We start from the raw sequence: 16,959 nt of genomic DNA on the forward strand, positions 1-16,959 counted from the left end.
CGGTGGCGCGTCAGCCCGCGGCGGAGTGCCGACTCTCCTCGACCGCGTTCCAGACCTCCCGCCAGTGTTCGGCCAGGGAGTCGAGAGTCTCGTGCGCGTTCAACCCGCTGGGCTGCGGGAGCACCCACAGCGTGACCTCGCCGGGCCACCCAGCGACCTCCGAGGTGTTCTGCTTCCCGTAACCAGCCTTCGGCAGTGCGAACGCGGTCCGGAAGGCCGTGATCCCCGCGACGGCCACGACTCGGGGCTTCAGTTCCCCGGCCAGCGTCGTCACGCGCTCCGCGCCCGCGCGCAGTTCCTCCCGGGTGAGTTCGTCCGCCCTCGCGGTCGCCCGGCCCACGAGATTCGTCATCCCGAGCCCCCGCGAGAGGAGCTGTTGCTCGTCCGGGGCCGACAGTCCCTCCGCGGCATCCACGACGTGATCGGTCAGCCCCGCCCGGTGCAGTGACGGCCAGAACCGGTTTCCCGGCCTCGCGAAGGGCGCGTTGACGGCCGCGGTCCACAAGCCCGGATTGACCCCGACGATGAGAAGTCGCAGCTGCTCGGCGTCGGCGGGCAGGACGTCGTCGACCGCGTGTGGGTCCGCGGTGGCGAACCGGGCCAGCTCGTCGCGCTTCGGGCGGCGCCCGCCCATCGGTGAGGGGCGCCGTGGAATGCCGGTCACGACCAACTGAGCCATGCCTGCGAGGCTAGCGCGGCGCGACGCGTGCGCGCCGCACGGTCCAGTGAGCGCGCGATCCCGGAATGAGGACGCCATCTGACCTATCGGCCTGTCAGGCTCGAGCCATGAGCACGACGGACAACCGCGCGACGCAAAGCCCCGACTCACCCCTGATCGTGGAGCACGTCGATCAGTGGCGGGAGTGGCTCACGACACACGACGACACCTGCGACGGGACCTGGCTGATGCTCGCGAAGAAGGGCGTCACTCGCCCCACCTCGCTCTCCTACCACGAGGCGCTCGAGGAAGCACTCTGTAGCGGATGGATCGACGGGCAACGAAGGACCTACGACGACACGACGTTCGTGCAACGGTTCACCCCCCGCCGCGCGCGCTCCATCTGGTCGCTGCGGAACGTCGAGATCGTCGCCCGCCTCGCCGCGGACCGGCGACTCCGTCCTCGGGGGATCGCCGAGATCGAGCGGGCGCAGTCCGACGGCCGGTGGGACCGCGCCTACGCCGGCGCCGCGACCGCGGAGCTGCCCGGGGCCCTCGCGGCCGCGCTCGAGGCGACTCCGGCGGCGAGAGCCGCCTTCGATCGGCTCAGCCGCGCCGAGCGCTACAGCGCGATCCACCCGCTGCTCGTGTCCCCGGACGGCGCCACGCTGGAGCGGCGGGTCGAACGGCTGATCGCGCGGCTCACGTCACCGTGATCAGGTCCCCCACGCGACATGATGTGACGACGACGAGGGCTGCCGTCGCCACGGTGAAACGGCCTCGACGCCCTGCTGAGCGCAGGCGTGGCCGTCCTGGTCCTCAGCCACTCCGATGGTCACGCGCTGACTGGTCCGCACGCTAGAAGCGCACCTGCGTGCCGGCGAGGTCGTGGAGTCCGGCCCAGAGCCGTTCTGCGATGCCCGGGTCCGGAGCGCTCGTGTGGAGTGAGGGGGACAGACGGAGTGGGGGCCCGGCAAGCTTCCTCGGGCCGTAGAACTCGCCACCGACGGCATCAGGGCTCGCCAGCGCGCGCGCACCCGACCACGCCGCCGCATCCTTTCCCTGCGCCCACGGCGTATACGGGTTCCGCCGGTAGGCAACGGTGGAGTCCCGGATCCCCGGACGCTGCGGCGTCTTGGCGTCAACACCCACGCCCGGTCGCGTGACGATGGACGCGATCGGGAGGCCGGCGGCACGCACTCGCCGGTCCAGCTCATAGGCATACAGTTCGGTGAGCGTCTTCGCCAGGATGTAGGCGCCGATACCGGTGCGAGGCCTGGCGCGGACGTCCGTCACCTCCATGCGGAACCGCTGAACGAACCCGGTGGAGGCATGGACGATCCTGAGGGGATGATCGCGATTCTGAGACGAGTACGCGTCGAGAAGCCTCGCGACCAGAGCGACATTGGACACCGTGTGGGCCCCGACCATGAGGGGCAGTCCATCCTGCGTCCTCGCCCGGGCGGAGAACTCCATGGGACCCCCGTTCAGGAAAATGCCGTCCAACCGTGGCAGAACCGCTAGCCGTTCAGCGCCCTCGCGAACAGAGTCCAGTGACGTGAGATCGAAGGGGACGGACCCGGTGATGGCGTCAGGCACCTGACCCCGGATCGCCGCCGCGGCCACCTCGATCTTCCGAGCTGACCGCGACGCGAGAATCACCTGCGCGCCAGCGGCGGCGAGCTGCTCAGCAGCGAAGTAACCGATACCCCCGGTCGCACCGGTCACGGCATAGACGCGCCCGGCGAGGTCTGGCAGGCGGGTGGGATCCCAGGTCATGATGAACTCCTCTAAGTGGATTGTCTATCCACTTAGAGGATAGCGTCGAAACGGATAGGAAGTCCACTTTGGTAGGGTGTGCCTGTGCCCACTCTCAGATCAGACGCCGCGCGGTCCCGCGCCAAGATCCTCGAGGCCGCGCGCAGGCAGCCGATCTCCGAGCTCCGCCTCAACGACCTCGCCCGTCAGGCGGACGTGGGCGTGGCCACCGTCTACCGCCACTTCCCGACGGTGACCGCACTGGTCGAGGCACTCACCCTGGAGGCCTTGCAACAACTCGTCGACAAGGCCCGGGCCGCCGCCGAGGAGCCCGACCCAACCCGTGCCTTCACGCAGCTCGTGCGGGAGACGGCCACCGGACAACTCCAGCACGAGGGACTACAACTCATGCTGCTCTCGGACGACACTTCCACCGCGGTGCGCGATCTCCGCGACGAACTCTTCGAACTCGCGCAGACGACACTCACCAACGCGATTGCCGCGGGAGCTGTGCGGCCGGACATCTCGCTCGACCAGGTTCAGCGCCTCGTCTGCGGAGTCGAACACGCTGTGCGGCTCGGGGACGGCAGCGACCGGGATCAGTTACTCGAGGTGGTTCTGGCGGGGTTGAGCCCGACCTGAGTCGCCAGACGGGCACGGAACAGCGACAAGGTCGTCCGACTCCGTCATGGATGGCCGTCTAGACGTTGAACCTGAACTCCACCACGTCGCCGTCGGCCATGACGTAGTCCTTGCCCTCCATGCGCACCTTGCCGGCGGCCTTCGCGGCGGCCATGGACCCGGCGGCGTCGAGGTCGTCAAACGACACGATCTCGGCCTTGATGAAGCCCTTCTCGAAGTCGGTGTGGATCACGCCGGCGGCCTTGGGAGCGGTGTCGCCCTTGCGGATAGTCCAGGCGCGCGACTCCTTGGGCCCGGCTGTCAGGTAGGTCTGCAGGCCCAGGGTGTGGAAGCCGGCGCGGGCGAGCGCGTTCAGGCCCGGTTCCTCCTGGCCGATCGACTCGAGCAGCTCCATGGCGTCGGCCTCGTCGAGCTCGCGGAGCTCGGACTCGACCTTGGCGTCGAGGAACACACAGTCGGCGGGAGCCACCGCGGCGCGCAGCTCGGCCTGACGCCCGGCGTCGGTGAGCACGGCCTCGTCGGCGTTGAAGACGTAGAGGAAGGGCTTGGCCGTCATCAGGTGCAGGTCCCGCAGCAGTGTGCGGTCCACCTCGTCCTGCGCCTGGAACAGGGTCCGGCCGTCCTCGAGCACGGCCTGGGCCTTGCGGATTTCCTCGAGCTGCGGCACCAGGGACTTGTCCTTGCGGGACTCCTTCTCCAGGCGCGGTACGGCCTTCTCGAGGGTCTCCATGTCCGCGAGGATCAGCTCGGTGGCGATCACCTCGATGTCGGCCATCGGGTCGACGCGGCCGTCGACGTGGATCACATCCGGGTCGTCGAACACGCGCACGACCTGACAGATGGCCTCGGCCTCGCGGATGTTGGCGAGGAACTTGTTGCCCATCCCCTCACCGGTGCTGGCACCCTTGACGATCCCGGCGATGTCCACGAATGACACCACCGCGGGCAGGATCCGCTCGGAGCCGAAGATCTCGGCCAACCGGGCCAGTCGGGGGTCCGGCAGGTCCACGACCCCGATGTTCGGCTCGATCGTGGCGAACGGGTAGTTCGCGGCCAGCGCGTCGTTGTTCGTCAGGGCGTTGAACAGGGTCGACTTACCGACATTGGGCAGTCCGACGATTCCGAGGGTGAGACTCACGAGGCCTGAGTCTACGGCCCGGGCCCCGCGTCCCCGCTGCCCGCCACCCCTGGCGGTCACAGGGAGCGCGTCGGCGAGACCTCTGACAGGATGTGTGCCATGAGCGACGAGCCGAAACCGCCTCCCCCGGTCGGGACAGACGAGGAGTACGTCGACCGGTCCGTCCTCATCGGCCTGGGCGGGCGCTGGGTCACCGACTGGGCGCTGCGCCTGGCCATCCTCCTCATCGCGGGATGGCTGCTCAGCCAGATCGGTGGCGCGCTGTGGGTGGGCATCCTACCGATCCTGCTCGCGCTCATCGTGGCGACGGTCCTCTGGCCCCCGACGGGGTGGATGACCCGCCACGGCGTCCCCAAAGCGCTTGCCGCGCTCATCTCCCTCCTCGGCTCACTCGGGGCCGTCGCGGGCATCCTCGCCCTGATCGCCCCGTCGATCATCGATCAGAGCGTCCAGTTGGCGGACCAGGCCTCCGAGGCGATCGGCGAGGTCCAGGACTGGCTCCGGGGCCCGCCCCTGAACATCCGGGACGAGCAGCTCGACAGCGTGCTGGGCCAGCTCAGCTCGACGCTGCAGGACCGGGGCGACCAGATCGCCAACGGTGTGTTCACCGGCGTCACCGCGGTGGGCTCGCTCCTCATCACCTTCGTGCTGGTCCTGGTGCTCACGTTCTTCTTCATCAAGGACGGCCCCCGGTTCCTGCCGTTCGTGCGCCGGATCGCCGGCCGCAACGCCGGTCGCCACCTCACCGAGGTCCTCACCCGCAGCTGGAACACCCTCGGCGGGTACATCCGCGCGCAGGCGATCGTCTCGTTCGTCGACGCCTTCTTCATCGGCCTGGCACTGGTCATCCTGGGCGTACCGCTGGCGTGGGCGCTGGCGGTCATCACCTTCCTGGCCGGATTCATCCCGATCGTCGGTGCCTTCACGGCCGGCGCGCTGGCTGTGCTCATCGCGCTGGTGGCCAACGGCCTGACCACCGCGATCATCGTGCTGGTCGTGATCATCGCGGTGCAGCAGCTCGAGAGCAACATCCTCCAGCCGATCCTCCAGTCGCGGGCGATGAACCTGCACCCCGTCGTGATCCTGCTCGGCGTGGCCGCCGGTGGCACCCTCTTCGGCATCATCGGGGCGTTCCTCGCGGTGCCGATACTGGCGGTGGCCGCCGTGATGCTCCGGTACCTCGGTGAGCAGATCGACTTGCGGACCGGGGACGTGACGGCATCCGACCTCGCGTCCGCCACCGACGAGGGGCGTCTGACGGCCTGGCTCGGCGAGATGTCCAGTTCGAGGTTCGCGCCACTGCGCAAGAGCAGCAGCGCCATCATGGCGGGGATCAAGGACACCCGGCCGGGACATCCCCACGGGGCACCCGACAGCGGGTCGGTCGAGGCGACCGGTGAGAGTGGGTCGGTGGTGGGGACCCTGCCGATCGACGACGAGGTGGTCCCGCCCGACCCGAACGCCGAGGACCCGTCGACCGACCACGCGAATCCTCCCACGGGTCCGGTCGATCCCCACGCCGTGTACGGCAACCGACCCTCGCCTTCGGAGAGCAAGCCCAACGTGCTGCGGCGCTTCGGCAGATTCCTCGCTCGCCGACTCGACGGTTAGAGTCTCATCCCGTGAACACACGCAGGAGCGGACGGGTCCCCGCGGACGAGAGGTCCGTCGTCTCGACCGTACGTGGGCTCCCCGCCTGGTCGGCGGTCCTGCTCGCGGTCGCCGTCACGCTCACCGGGGTGGCGATCGATTCGCTCTCCGGGGCCCTGGGGACCGGCTTCACCGTGGGGTACTTCCTCGGCTGCCTGGTCGCGGTGCTGGTGGTCTCGCGTCGCGCACTGTTCGTCGCCGCAATTCAGCCGCCGATCATCATGTCCGTACTGGTCCCGCTGGCCTCGGTGATCGCGGGGGCGGGCCTGAGCGCGGCGGCCTTCTCGCGGTCGCAGATGATCTCGATGGTCCTGCCGCTGGCGACCAGGTTCCCGCTGATGCTCACCACCACACTCGTGGTGGTCGCGATCGCGCTGATCCGGGCGTTCGTCCTGGAACCCCGGCGCACCCGCCCGGCACCGGCCCATCGGCGGCGGGCGGCTCCGGCGCACGCGCGCCGGTGACTCCCCTGCCGCTCTAGACCTTCTTGGGGACCCGGAGCTCGCGGGGCAGGGAGAACGTGATGGTCTCCTGCGCGGTCCGCACCGAGGACACATCGTTGTAGCCGTGGTCGGCCAGCAGGTCCACCACCCCGCGCACCAGCAGTTCGGGCACGGAGGCGCCAGAGGTCACCCCGACCGTGGTGACGCCCTCGAGCCAGGAGGTGTCGATCTCCTTGGCGTAGTCCACCAGGTGGGCGTCGCGCGCACCGGCCTGCAGGGCAACCTCGACGAGCCGGACCGAGTTGGACGAGTTCCTCGACCCCACCACGATCACCAGGTCGCACTGCGGTGCCATGGTCTTGACCGCGACCTGCCGGTTCTGCGTCGCGTAGCAGATGTCGTCCGACGGCGGATCGATCAGCGTCGGGTACTTCTCCTTGAGACGGCGGACCGTCTCCATGGTCTCGTCGACGCTGAGGGTGGTCTGCGAGAGCCAGATCAACTTCTCGGTGTCGACGGGGATGTCCAGGGCGTCGACGGACTCGGGGCCGTCGACGAGGGTCACCACGTCGGGCGCTTCGCCCGCGGTTCCCTCGACCTCCTCGTGGCCCTCGTGGCCGACCAGCAGGATCAGGTACCCCTCCCGGGCGAAGCGCTTGACCTCGGTGTGGACCTTGGTGACGAGCGGGCAGGTCGCGTCGAACGTGTTCAACTCCAGTTGCAGGGCGCTCTCGCGGACGGCCGGGGAGACCCCGTGGGCCGAGAACACCAGGTTCGAGCCGTGCGGGACCTCGTCCGTCTCGTCGACGAAGATCACGCCCTGGTCGGTGAACGACTCCACCACGTGCTTGTTGTGCACGATCTCCTTGCGCACGTACAGCGGTGCACCGTGCTTGGCCAGGGCCTTCTCGACCGTTTCGACGGCCCGGTCGACGCCGGCGCAATAGCCACGCGGTTCCGCGAGAAGCACTCGCTTGGTTGCCGGTTCGGCGATCATGTCGGTCTGCTCGGTCATGGCACCAGGGTACGGTTCATACTGGATTCCGACCATCACGCCTCCCGGACGCCCCCCGGCAGAGAGGTTCCCATGCTCCGACCCTTCTTCCTCACCCGCGTCTCCATCGGTGTCGCCGCCTCCGCGGTCGAGTACGCCGCGGAGCTCCCGGGGCGTGCGGTCCAGGCGGCGGTCTCCCTCCCGACGGTCCCGGTGAAGGTCGCCGGCAGCCTGGTGCAGACGTATCTCCACGCCGGCCAGACCGTCGCGGGGCTCGCGGTCAAGGGAGACCGGGTGCTCGCGACGGTGTTCCCCGCCCGGTCGGACCACCCGGAATGGGCGACGTTCGACGAGGATCTCGACACGCCCGGGGACGGCGCCCGGTACGGCACCGCGGCGGGCCCGGACGGGGACGCGGGGGCCGACGGCGACGACCCCGATGTCCCGACCGGCCGCGTCACCCCACGCGCCACGTGACCGCCGGATCGTCGAGGTCCCCCAGCACCCCCGAACAGCCGTGGCCGGTCCGGGTGGTCTCGGACCAGATCGCCGCCTGGATCCACCGGCTCGGTGCCGTCTGGGTCGAGGGCCAGATCACCCAGTTGAGCCTGCGCCCCGGCACCCGGACGGCGTTCCTCACCCTGCGCGACCCCTCGGTGGACAATTCCCTCACCCTGACCTGCCCGCCCCGGCTCATCTCCGAGGCCCCGGTGCCGGTGACCGAGGGCAGCCGGGTCGTGATCCGCGGAACCCCCCGCTTCTACACCGGTCGTGGCTCGTTCTCGCTCCAGGTCTCCGAGATCCGTCCGGTGGGCATAGGCGAGCTCCTCGCCCGCATCGAGAGGCTCAAGCAGGCCCTCGCGGCCGAGGGTCTGTTCGATCCGCGGCTCAAGCGCCCGCTGCCGTTCCTCCCCACCTGTGTGGGACTGGTCACCGGCCGCGCGAGCGCGGCCGAGCGGGACGTGGTCGAAGTGTCCCTCGGACGGTGGGCCGACGTGAGGTTCGCCGTCCGCAACACCGCGGTCCAGGGGCCGTCGGCCGTCCCCCAGATCCTGGAGGCGCTGGCCGAGCTCGACGCCGACCCCGTCGTCGACGTGATCATCCTCGCCCGCGGCGGCGGTTCGGTCGAGGACCTGCTCCCGTTCTCGGACGAGGCCCTGGTCCGGGCGATCTCGCGATGTCGCACGCCCGTGGTCAGCGCGATCGGTCACGAACCGGACTCACCCCTGTCCGATCTGGTCGCCGACCTGCGCGCGGCCACCCCCACCGACGCCGCCAAACGGGTGGTCCCGGACGTCACCGAGGAACGTCGCAGGATCGCCGACGCCCGTGCCAGGACCGCGCGCGCACTGCGGGGATGGGTGGAGCGCGAGCGCGGTCAGCTCGCCGCGGTCCGCTCCCGCCCCGTCATGGCGAACCCGTACGGGATCGTGGAGTCCCGGGCCGAGGTGGTGGCGGAGGCACTCCGGGCGGCCCGCCGGGACATCACCCGGATCGTCCAGACCGAGTCCACGTCGCTCGGCCACCTCGCGGCGCGGCTCACCACGCTCGGACCCGCAGCCACCCTGGCCCGCGGGTACGCGGTGGTCCAGTCCGTCGCCGGGGACCACGACGGCCGCGTGGTCTCCTCGATCGCCCACGCGCCGCCCGGGTCACAGCTGCGTATCCGGGTCTCGGACGGGGCCCTGTCCGCCGCCGTTCTGGGCTCCACCCCCGCCGCGGGACACTCCGCCGCCGCGACACCCGAACCCGCCACACCCGAACCCGCCACACCCGAGGAGCAGTCCTGATGCCCGACGAGCAGACCCCCGTCTCCCAGCTCGGCTACGAGGAGGCCCGCGACGAGCTGATCGAGGTGGTCCGCATCCTCGAGGCCGGAGGGCAGGACCTGGACGCCTCCCTGGCGCTCTGGGAGCGCGGCGAGGAGCTCGCCGCGCGGTGCACCGAACACCTCGACGGGGCACGCGACCGGATCGACGCCGTTCTGGGCGACGACGACTCTGGCGACCGCACCTAGGAGGCCGCGGCGCGCGCGGTGGGTCGGCGTGCACCTGCCCGGGGTCGTCCGGCCGGCGGACTATCGACCGCTGGGCAGCGGTTCGGCGTCCTGGACCGCCGCGGCCAGCGCCTCGAAGTCCGAGGAGGTGGCCGATCCGGTCACCGCCACCCGGACGTCGCCCAGGTCCAGGACCCACACCGGGCGGACGTCGTCACCGGTGAACACGGTCCATTCCCGCCCGGTCACCGGCACGATCGTCCGGTTCGGCCTCGGCCCGCCGTTCAGTGATCGGAAGGCCTCCTCCGGGGCATCGGACTGGACCAGTTCGACGAAACTGCGCTCCCCCGTCACCCACCCCACGTGGCTCGAGGTGGTGTCGGCGAAGCTCTCGACGCGCCCGGAGTTGGAGGTCCACCCCTCCGGGACATCCGGGGAACGGACCGGGAAGTCCAGACTCCGCGCGTCCTGACGCAGGGAGGCGTCGGCGTCGAACTCCGGGATCGCTCCCTGCTGAGGTCCCGACGGGCTGAACGTGCACTGCCCGGACACACCGGCGAAAAGTCCGACGATCACCATGAGAACCACCACCGACCAGAACATGTCGCGGTTACCCTGCAGGATTCTCGGTTTCGGCTCGGCCACGGCGTCGAGTATCCCACCCGGCCGGGGCATGTCGGGCGCCTGGCCCCCGGCGAGGGCCGACAGGTGCAACAATGAGCGCCGACACCCCATCACGCGGCGAGCCGCCACTGCCCGTCCGCCTGCAGCTATCCGAGGAGCCCGACGCCACATGTCAGACGCCCTACGTCCCGACCGCAACCTCGCCATGGAGCTCGTCCGAGTCACCGAGGCCGCCGCGCTCGCGGCCGGCCGGTGGGTGGGCCGGGGAGACAAGCTCGGGGGTGACGGCGCGGCCGTGGACGCCATGCGCGAGCTCATCGGCACCGTGGACATGGACGGCGTCGTGGTGATCGGCGAGGGCGAGAAGGACGAGGCGCCGATGCTGTTCAACGGCGAGAGGGTCGGCACCGGGCACGGACCCGCCGTCGACGTGGCGGTGGATCCGATCGACGGGACGCGCCTCATGGCCGAAGGCCGCCCCAACTCCATCGCCGTCATCGCCGTCGCGGAGCGGGGCGCGATGTTCGATCCCTCCGCGGTGTTCTACATGCGCAAGATCGCCGTGGGACCGGATGCGGTCGGCCACATCGACCTGTCCAAGTCCACCGAGTGGAACATCATCTCCGTGGCCAGGGCCAAGAACATCGATGTCGGGGACCTGACGGTGTGCGTCCTCGACCGCCCCCGGCACGCGGAACTCATCGCGGAGATCCGGTCGGCCGGCGCCAAGGTCCGGTTGATCATGGACGGGGACGTGGCCGGTGGCGTGGCGGCCGCCTCCGACGACAGCTCGGTGGACATGCTCATGGGGATCGGCGGCACCCCGGAGGGGATCATCACCGCCTGCGCCATGAAGTGCATGGGCGGGGAGATCCAGGGGCAGCTCTGGCCCCAGGACGAGGCCGAGCGCCAGAAAGCGGTCGACGCCGGACTCGACGTCGACGCGTTCCTCGGCACCGACGACCTGGTCAAGGGCGACAACTGCTTCTTCGCGGCGACCGGCATCACCAACGGCGACATGGTCCGCGGCGTGAGCTACCGCTCCAACGGCGCCGTCACCAGGTCCCTCGTCATGCGGTCCAAGTCGGGGACCGTCCGGCACGTCGAGGCCCGCCACCGCATGGAGAAGCTCCGCGAGTTCTCGGCGGTCGACTACGGCCAGGGGACCCGCGACGACTGACCCTCCCCGGCCCGGGGCCGCCCCGAGCGGTCGCACGAGGCCGGGCCCGCGGAGCGGCTGCACGGGGCGGCGGCCACGCCTACTCTGGCCCGTATGGCTGACCAGAGTGGATTCCGTATCGAGCACGACACCATGGGCGAGGTCCGGGTACCGGTCGACGCGCTGTGGCGGGCCCAGACGCAGCGGGCGGTGGAGAACTTCCCGGTCTCGGGCAGCGGTCTCGAGCGCGCACAGATCCGCGCGCTCGGCCTGCTCAAGTCCGCGTGCGCGACGGTCAACGGTCGTCTCGGGCTCCTCGAGCAGACCAAGGTCGACGCGATCGTGTCCGCGGCCGGCCGGATCGCCGACGGGGAGGTCGACGAGCACTTCCCCGTGGACGTGTTCCAGACCGGCTCCGGCACCAGTTCCAACATGAACGCCAACGAGGTCATCGCGTCGCTGTGCGCGGCAGAGGGTGTCACCGTGCACCCGAACGACGATGTCAACATGTCGCAGTCCTCCAACGACACCTTCCCCACCGCGACCCACGTCGCCGCGACGGAGGTGGCGCTGACCGAACTCGTCCCCGCACTGAGCGGGCTGGCCGAGTCGCTCGAGCGGAAGTCCGTCGAGTGGCGGGACGTGGTCAAGTCCGGCCGCACCCATCTCATGGACGCGGTCCCCGTGACCCTGGGCCAGGAGTTCGGGGGGTACGCGCGCCAGCTCCGGGCCGGGGCCGAGCGTGTCTGCGCCACCCTGCCCCGGGTGGGCGAACTCCCGATCGGCGGCACGGCCGCGGGCACCGGCCTCAACGCACCGGACGGCTTCGGCTCCGCGGTGGTGGAGGAACTGCGCGCCCTCACCGGGCTCGAGGAGCTGCGCCTGGCCGCGGACCCGTTCGAGGCGCAGTCCGCTCGCGACGGTCTGGTGGAGCTCTCCGGGGCGATGCGCACGATCGCAGTCTCGCTGACGAAGATCGCCAACGACGTCCGCTGGATGGGGTCCGGTCCCATGACGGGCTTGTCCGAGGTCCACCTGCCGGACCTGCAGCCCGGGTCGTCGATCATGCCCGGCAAGGTCAATCCGGTACTGTGCGAGACCATCTCCCAGGTCGCCGCCCAGGTGGTGGGCAACGACGCGGCCGTGGCCTGGGCCGGCGCGACCGGGGCCTTCGAGCTCAACACCGCGATCCCGGTGATGGCCCGCAACGTCCTGGAATCGGCTCGGATCCTCACCACGTCCACCACCCTGTTCGCCGAGCGCTGCATCGACGGGATCGAACCCGACGTCGACAGGATGCGCCGCTACGCCGAGTCCTCGCCCTCGATCGTCACCCCGCTGAACTCGGCCATCGGCTACGAGGAGGCCGCCCGGGTGGCCAAGCACGCGTTGGCGGAGGGGATGACGATCCGCGAGGCCGTGATCGCCCTGGGCTTCGTCCCCGATCCGCTGAGCGAGGACGAGCTGGACCGCCGCCTCGACGTGCTGGGGATGACGGGGCTCGACCGCGAGCGCTGACGCCGGTCAGGCGGCGTGGATCCGGCGCAACTCCCCGGGCAGGGCGTCCGGGTGGAACTCCTCGAGCATCGTGGTGACCAACTCGGCGATCGCCGACCGCTCCGAGCGGTTGAGGGTCACGTGCGCGAACAACGGATGTCCCTTGAGCTTCTCCACCACCGCCTGGATGCCGTCGTGACGACCGACGCGCAGGTTGTCACGCTGGGCCACATCGTGGGTGAGCACGACCCGCGACCCGGTGCCCAGCCTGGAGAGCACGGTGAGCAGCACGTTGCGCTCGAGTGACTGCGCCTCGTCGACGATCACGAACGAGTCGTGCAGGCTCCGGCCGCGGATGTGGGTGAGCGGGAGCACCTCCAGGATGTCCCGGTCCATCACCTCGTCGATCACGTTCTCGCTGACCAGGCCCTCGAGGGTGTCGAAGACCGCCTGCGACCACGGCGACATCTTCTCGGTCTCGCTGCCCGGGAGGTAGCCGAGTTCCTGGCCACCCACGGCGTAGAGGGGCCGGAACACGACGATCTTGCGGTGGCGGCGCCGCTCGAGGACGGACTCGAGCCCGGCGCACAGGGCGAGCGCGGACTTGCCCGTTCCCGCCCGGCCCCCGAGCGAGACGATCCCGATCGACTCGTCGAGCAGGCAGTCGATGGCGATGCGCTGCTCGGCCGAGCGGCCCCGCAGGCCGAACACCTCGACATCCCCGCGCACCAGCTTCAACCCGCCGCCGTCGGTGACGCGGGCCAGTGCCGACGACGACTCGGTCTGGACCCGGATACCGCAGTGGACCGGGGTCTGCACGTCCAACCCGGCCGCGCGGGCCGCGAGCGGCGACGCCCCACCGTCGGAGAACAGGGTGTCCACGAGATCCTGGGTGGCGGGCAGGTCGGCCACCCCGCTGTACCCGGTCAGCACCACGTCCTGGGCGTGGTACTCGTCTGCGGGCAGCCCCACCGATCCGGCCTTGACGCGCAGCGGCACGTCCTTGGAGACGAGGACGGTGTCCTGGCCCTCCGCGCGGAGGTTGAGCGCGCACGCGAGGATCCGAGAATCCTCGCCGGTGTTGCGAAAGCCGGTCGGCAGGATCGTCTGGTCGGTGTGGTTGAGTTCCACCCGCAGGGTGCCGCCCTCGTCGGTGATGGGCAGGTCGCCGTCGAGCCGTCCGTGGCGCAGGCGCAGGTCCTCGAGGAGTCGGAGGGCCTCTCGGGCGAAGTAGCCGAGCTCGGGGTGGTGTCGCTTGCCCTCCAGCTCCCCGATCACCGCGATGGGCAACACCACGTGGTGCTCGGCGAAGCGGGTGACGGCCCACGGGTCAGAGAGCAGAACCGAGGTGTCGAGGACGTAGGTGCGTACGGTGTCGGTCACGGCGGACTCCTGGCCCGCGGCACCGCGGGCGAGCTGGGGGTGGACCGGTCGGCTCAGGTCACCTGGTGGTGACGGGGCCGGGTGCCGGCCCCCTCCCGATCGAGTGCGTCGATCATCGGCTGGGACCTCCCGACGGTCGGCTTCCCCACCGACCGTTGAGAGTCACGCTACGCCCGAATCACACACCTGTGAGTTAACTCATCGTGAATTCGTCAGACTCGTCGACACCTGCGGCCGGGGACCCGGCTCTCCCGCCCCGGAACCCTCGGCCCCGCCTCACTCGACCATCATCCGCACGGTCTCGGCCACGACCGCCGGACGGTCGGAGCCCTCGACCTCGACGGTCACCAGGCTGTTGAGCTGGACTCCGGCGGACTTGCGTTGGAGCGAGGTGAGCTCGACGCCCGCGCGGATCCGCGAGCCCACCGGGACCGGGGCCGGGAACCGGACCTTGTCGACGCCGTAGTTGATCATCATCCGGAATCCACGGATGTCCAGAACCTCCGCCCCCAGCACCGGCAGCAGGGACAGTGTGAGGTATCCGTGGGCGATGGTGGCGCCGTACGGCCCCTGCGCCGCGCGGACGGGATCCACGTGGATCCACTGGTGATCCCCGGTGGCCTCGGCGAACGCGTCGATCCGGTCCTGCGTGATCTCCATCCAGTCGCTGTACCCCACGTGTCGGCCGAGTTCGGCCTCGAGCTGCTCCAGCCCCTCGAACACCCTCATGACAGTCCTCCTCGCTGCACCAGTTGCGATGCGATGACGTTGCGTTGGATCTCGTTGGTCCCCTCGCCCACGATCATGAGCGGGGCGTCCCGGAAGTAGCGCTCGACGTCGTACTCCGTGGAGTACCCGTAGCCGCCGTGGATCCGGACCGCGTCGAGCGCGATCTCCATGGCGGCCTCGGAGGCGAAGAGCTTGGCCATCCCCGCCTCCATGTCGCAGCGCTCGCCGGCATCGGCGCGCTCCGCCGCGTGGAGCGTGAGCTGGCGCGCGGCGGAGAGCCTGGTGGCCATGTCGGCCAGTCGATGGCCGATCGCCTGGTGCTCCCAGATCGGTCGGCCGAACGACTCCCGCTGCTGCGCGTAGGCGAGCGAGTCCTCCAGGGCGGCCGCCGCCACCCCGAGGGCGCGGCCCGCGACCTGGATCCGTCCGGTCTCCAGGCCCGTCATCATCTGGCCGAACCCCCGCCCCGGCTCCCCGCCGAGGATCTGCGTGACGGGCGTGCGATAGCCGTCGAACGCCAACTCGCACGTCTCGACGCCCTTGTATCCCAGCTTGGACAGGTCGCGCGAGACGGTCAGGCCGGGCCCGTGCTCGACCAGCACGATCGAGATCCCCCTGTGCGCGGGAGTGGCCGCGGGATCCGTCTTGCAGAGCAGCGCGATGAGGCCGGAACGGCGCGCGTTGGAGATCCACGTCTTGGTGCCGGTGATCACGAGGTCGTCGCCGTCGGGACGCGCGGTGGTCCCCATGGCCTGGAGGTCCGACCCCCCTCCCGGCTCGGTGAGCGCCATGGTCGCCCGCACCTCACCCGTCGCCAGCCGCGGGAGGTAGGCGGCCTTCTGCTCCTCGGTGCCGAACCTGGTGAGCAGCGTGGCCACCACGGTGTGCCCGCCCATAGCGCCGGCGAGCGACATCCACCCGCGGGCGAGCTCCTCGGTCACGTGCACGAAGCAGGGCATCGAGACCGGCATCCCGCCGTACTCCTCGGGCACGGCCAGACCGTAGATCCCGATCTGCTTCATCTGCTCGATCCAGCGTTCGGGGTAGGAGTCCGCGTGCTCCGTCTCGCGGACGGACGGCCTGACCTCACGGTCGATGAAGCGGCGCACGGTCGCCACCAGATAGGCCTCGTCCTCGTTCAGGTCCGGCACCGCGCAGCACCTCGTCGTCGTCGTCGCTCGGTCGTCCGCCCGGGTGGACGTCGGCTCATCGTCCCAACCCGCCGCACATCCGTCAATAATCATGCTCATGGATTGCCTAGGATGACGGCCATGGACAGTCGCGGCCACCTCCCCGTCGGCGGACCCCACTTCGATCAGTTGGCGGTGGGGCAGGTCGTCGTCGACGCCCCGGCGGTGACCCTCACGGACGGGCTCGCCGCGACCCACCAGGCCATCCTCGGCGACCGCCTGCGGCTCCCCCTGGACCGCCATCTCGCCCGCACGGTCACCGGTGGAACGGTGGCCCACCCCGGGCTCGTCATCGACGTGGCGATCGGTCAGTCCACCGTCCTCACCCAGCGCGTCAGGGCCAACCTCTTCTACCGCGGTCTGCGTCTGCACACCGCGCCCGCGATCGGGGACACCCTGTCCACCAGGACCGAGGTCGTCGGGTTGAGGACCACCAGTCCCTCACCGGGTCGCGCCCCCACCGGACTGGCAGCCCTGAGGGTGACCACCACCGACCAGGACGGGCGGACCGTCCTGGACTTCCACCGGTGCGCCATGCTGCCGCTCACGCCGGGGGTCGACCCGGCGTCGTGCGCGCACGCCGACGACCTGTCGACGATCGGGGCCGCCCCCGCCCGGCCGTGGGCCGCGCCCGAGGGCTGGGACGTGGCCGCGTACCGCGCCGTGGTCCCCGGAGCCGGCGACCCCCTCCCGTCCGAGGGCACCGTGATGCGCGCGGGCGCCGACGTGGTCTCCGGCGCCCCGGAGCTGGCCCGGCTCACCACCAACATCGCCCGGGCGCACCACGACGCCCGTGTCTCGGACTCCGGCCGGTTGGTCTACGGCGGCCACACCATCGGGCTCGCACTGGCCCAGGCCACCCGCGCACTGCCGACGATGCTCACCGTGCTCGGCTGGCACTCGTGCGACCACCTGGGCCCGGTCCGCGAGGGTGACACCCTAAGCAGCGACCTCGTGGTGGGGGCCGCTGACGACCTCCCCGGCGGCGGGACGGCGCTCGACCTCCGGTCACTCGTCACCGCCCACCGCGACGACGGCGACGCTCCCGTCCTGGACTGGTCGTTCACCGTTCTCATGCCCTGACGATCGAATCGGGGA

18 protein-coding genes are annotated in these 16,959 nt (G+C 70.4%); 10 read left to right on the forward strand and 8 right to left on the reverse strand.

What is annotated here, in order from left to right; genetic code table 11:
* Positions 1 to 10: 10 nt before the first annotated feature.
* Entirely contained in the window at positions 11 to 679 is a 669-nt protein-coding gene (locus tag CT688_RS10100; protein WP_107756789.1) for a mismatch-specific DNA-glycosylase, read from the reverse strand.
* Positions 680 to 786: 107 nt separating this feature from the next.
* Here CT688_RS10100 and CT688_RS10105 point away from each other — a divergent pair, with 107 nt between their 5' ends.
* Positions 787 to 1,374, forward strand: a complete 588-nt coding sequence (locus CT688_RS10105) for a YdeI family protein (protein ID WP_107756790.1) — start codon at positions 787 to 789, stop codon at positions 1,372 to 1,374.
* 142 nt (positions 1,375 to 1,516) lie between these two features.
* On the opposite strand, the gene CT688_RS10110 is transcribed toward CT688_RS10105, so the two are convergent.
* Positions 1,517 to 2,437, reverse strand: coding sequence for an SDR family NAD(P)-dependent oxidoreductase (locus tag CT688_RS10110; RefSeq protein ID WP_107756791.1), 921 nt, complete (start codon positions 2,435 to 2,437; stop codon positions 1,517 to 1,519).
* Positions 2,438 to 2,521: 84 nt separating this feature from the next.
* Between CT688_RS10110 and CT688_RS10115 the strand changes: the two genes are divergently transcribed.
* Complete coding sequence (locus CT688_RS10115) at positions 2,522 to 3,058, forward strand: TetR/AcrR family transcriptional regulator (RefSeq protein ID WP_107756792.1); 537 nt, start codon at positions 2,522 to 2,524, stop codon at positions 3,056 to 3,058.
* Between the two features lie 58 nt (positions 3,059 to 3,116).
* Here the strand turns inward: CT688_RS10115 and ychF are convergent, their stop codons facing one another.
* Positions 3,117 to 4,196 carry a redox-regulated ATPase YchF gene (gene ychF / locus CT688_RS10120; RefSeq protein WP_107756793.1) on the reverse strand — a complete coding sequence of 360 codons (1,080 nt, stop codon included), beginning with the start codon at positions 4,194 to 4,196 and terminating at the stop codon, positions 3,117 to 3,119.
* Positions 4,197 to 4,295: 99 nt separating this feature from the next.
* Here ychF and CT688_RS10125 point away from each other — a divergent pair, with 99 nt between their 5' ends.
* Positions 4,296 to 5,807, forward strand: a complete 1,512-nt coding sequence (locus CT688_RS10125; protein ID WP_107756794.1) for an AI-2E family transporter — start codon at positions 4,296 to 4,298, stop codon at positions 5,805 to 5,807.
* 11 nt (positions 5,808 to 5,818) lie between these two features.
* Complete coding sequence (locus tag CT688_RS10130; RefSeq protein ID WP_107756795.1) at positions 5,819 to 6,310, forward strand: DUF6542 domain-containing protein; 492 nt, start codon at positions 5,819 to 5,821, stop codon at positions 6,308 to 6,310.
* A 13-nt stretch (positions 6,311 to 6,323) separates the two neighbouring features.
* Here CT688_RS10130 and CT688_RS10135 read toward each other — a convergent pair whose 3' ends face one another.
* Positions 6,324 to 7,304 carry a 4-hydroxy-3-methylbut-2-enyl diphosphate reductase gene (locus CT688_RS10135; RefSeq protein ID WP_107758140.1) on the reverse strand — a complete coding sequence of 327 codons (981 nt, stop codon included), beginning with the start codon at positions 7,302 to 7,304 and terminating at the stop codon, positions 6,324 to 6,326.
* 72 nt (positions 7,305 to 7,376) lie between these two features.
* Between CT688_RS10135 and CT688_RS10140 the strand changes: the two genes are divergently transcribed.
* Genes CT688_RS10140 through CT688_RS10150 form a run of 3 tightly spaced genes read left to right on the forward strand, consistent with a single transcriptional unit; the run spans position 7,377 to position 9,300 of the window.
* Entirely contained in the window at positions 7,377 to 7,760 is a 384-nt protein-coding gene (locus CT688_RS10140; protein WP_107756796.1) for a hypothetical protein, read from the forward strand.
* Complete coding sequence (xseA, locus tag CT688_RS10145; RefSeq protein ID WP_107756797.1) at positions 7,757 to 9,073, forward strand: exodeoxyribonuclease VII large subunit; 1,317 nt, start codon at positions 7,757 to 7,759, stop codon at positions 9,071 to 9,073. The genes CT688_RS10140 and xseA overlap by 4 nt, the downstream gene beginning before the upstream one ends.
* On the forward strand, positions 9,073 to 9,300 hold the full coding sequence (locus tag CT688_RS10150; protein WP_107756798.1) for an exodeoxyribonuclease VII small subunit: 228 nt from the start codon (positions 9,073 to 9,075) through the stop codon (positions 9,298 to 9,300). The genes xseA and CT688_RS10150 overlap by 1 nt, the downstream gene beginning before the upstream one ends.
* A gap of 60 nt (positions 9,301 to 9,360) precedes the next feature.
* Here the strand turns inward: CT688_RS10150 and CT688_RS10155 are convergent, their stop codons facing one another.
* Positions 9,361 to 10,032: a DUF4245 domain-containing protein gene (locus CT688_RS10155; protein WP_234414829.1), complete on the reverse strand. Its 672-nt coding sequence runs from the start codon at positions 10,030 to 10,032 to the stop codon at positions 9,361 to 9,363.
* A 40-nt stretch (positions 10,033 to 10,072) separates the two neighbouring features.
* Between CT688_RS10155 and glpX the strand changes: the two genes are divergently transcribed.
* Both glpX and CT688_RS10165 read left to right on the forward strand, forming a co-directional pair.
* A complete protein-coding gene (glpX, locus tag CT688_RS10160) occupies positions 10,073 to 11,083 on the forward strand; it encodes a class II fructose-bisphosphatase (RefSeq protein ID WP_107756799.1) in 1,011 nt (336 codons plus the stop codon).
* A gap of 93 nt (positions 11,084 to 11,176) precedes the next feature.
* On the forward strand, positions 11,177 to 12,580 hold the full coding sequence (locus CT688_RS10165; RefSeq protein WP_107756800.1) for a class II fumarate hydratase: 1,404 nt from the start codon (positions 11,177 to 11,179) through the stop codon (positions 12,578 to 12,580).
* A gap of 6 nt (positions 12,581 to 12,586) precedes the next feature.
* On the opposite strand, the gene CT688_RS10170 is transcribed toward CT688_RS10165, so the two are convergent.
* From CT688_RS10170 to CT688_RS10180, 3 genes are all read right to left on the reverse strand, one after another.
* Positions 12,587 to 13,942, reverse strand: coding sequence for a PhoH family protein (locus CT688_RS10170; protein ID WP_107756801.1), 1,356 nt, complete (start codon positions 13,940 to 13,942; stop codon positions 12,587 to 12,589).
* A 276-nt stretch (positions 13,943 to 14,218) separates the two neighbouring features.
* Entirely contained in the window at positions 14,219 to 14,671 is a 453-nt protein-coding gene (locus CT688_RS10175) for a MaoC family dehydratase (RefSeq protein ID WP_095719204.1), read from the reverse strand.
* Complete coding sequence (locus tag CT688_RS10180; protein WP_107756802.1) at positions 14,668 to 15,822, reverse strand: acyl-CoA dehydrogenase family protein; 1,155 nt, start codon at positions 15,820 to 15,822, stop codon at positions 14,668 to 14,670. Before CT688_RS10180 ends, CT688_RS10175 begins: the two co-directional genes overlap by 4 nt.
* 120 nt (positions 15,823 to 15,942) lie before the next feature.
* Here CT688_RS10180 and CT688_RS10185 point away from each other — a divergent pair, with 120 nt between their 5' ends.
* Positions 15,943 to 16,944, forward strand: coding sequence for a MaoC family dehydratase (locus CT688_RS10185; protein WP_107758142.1), 1,002 nt, complete (start codon positions 15,943 to 15,945; stop codon positions 16,942 to 16,944).
* The last annotated feature ends 15 nt before the right edge of the window (positions 16,945 to 16,959 follow it).

The sequence above is a fragment of the Dietzia sp. JS16-p6b genome (assembly GCF_003052165.1).
In the GTDB taxonomy this organism is placed as follows: Bacteria; Actinomycetota; Actinomycetes; order Mycobacteriales; family Mycobacteriaceae; genus Dietzia.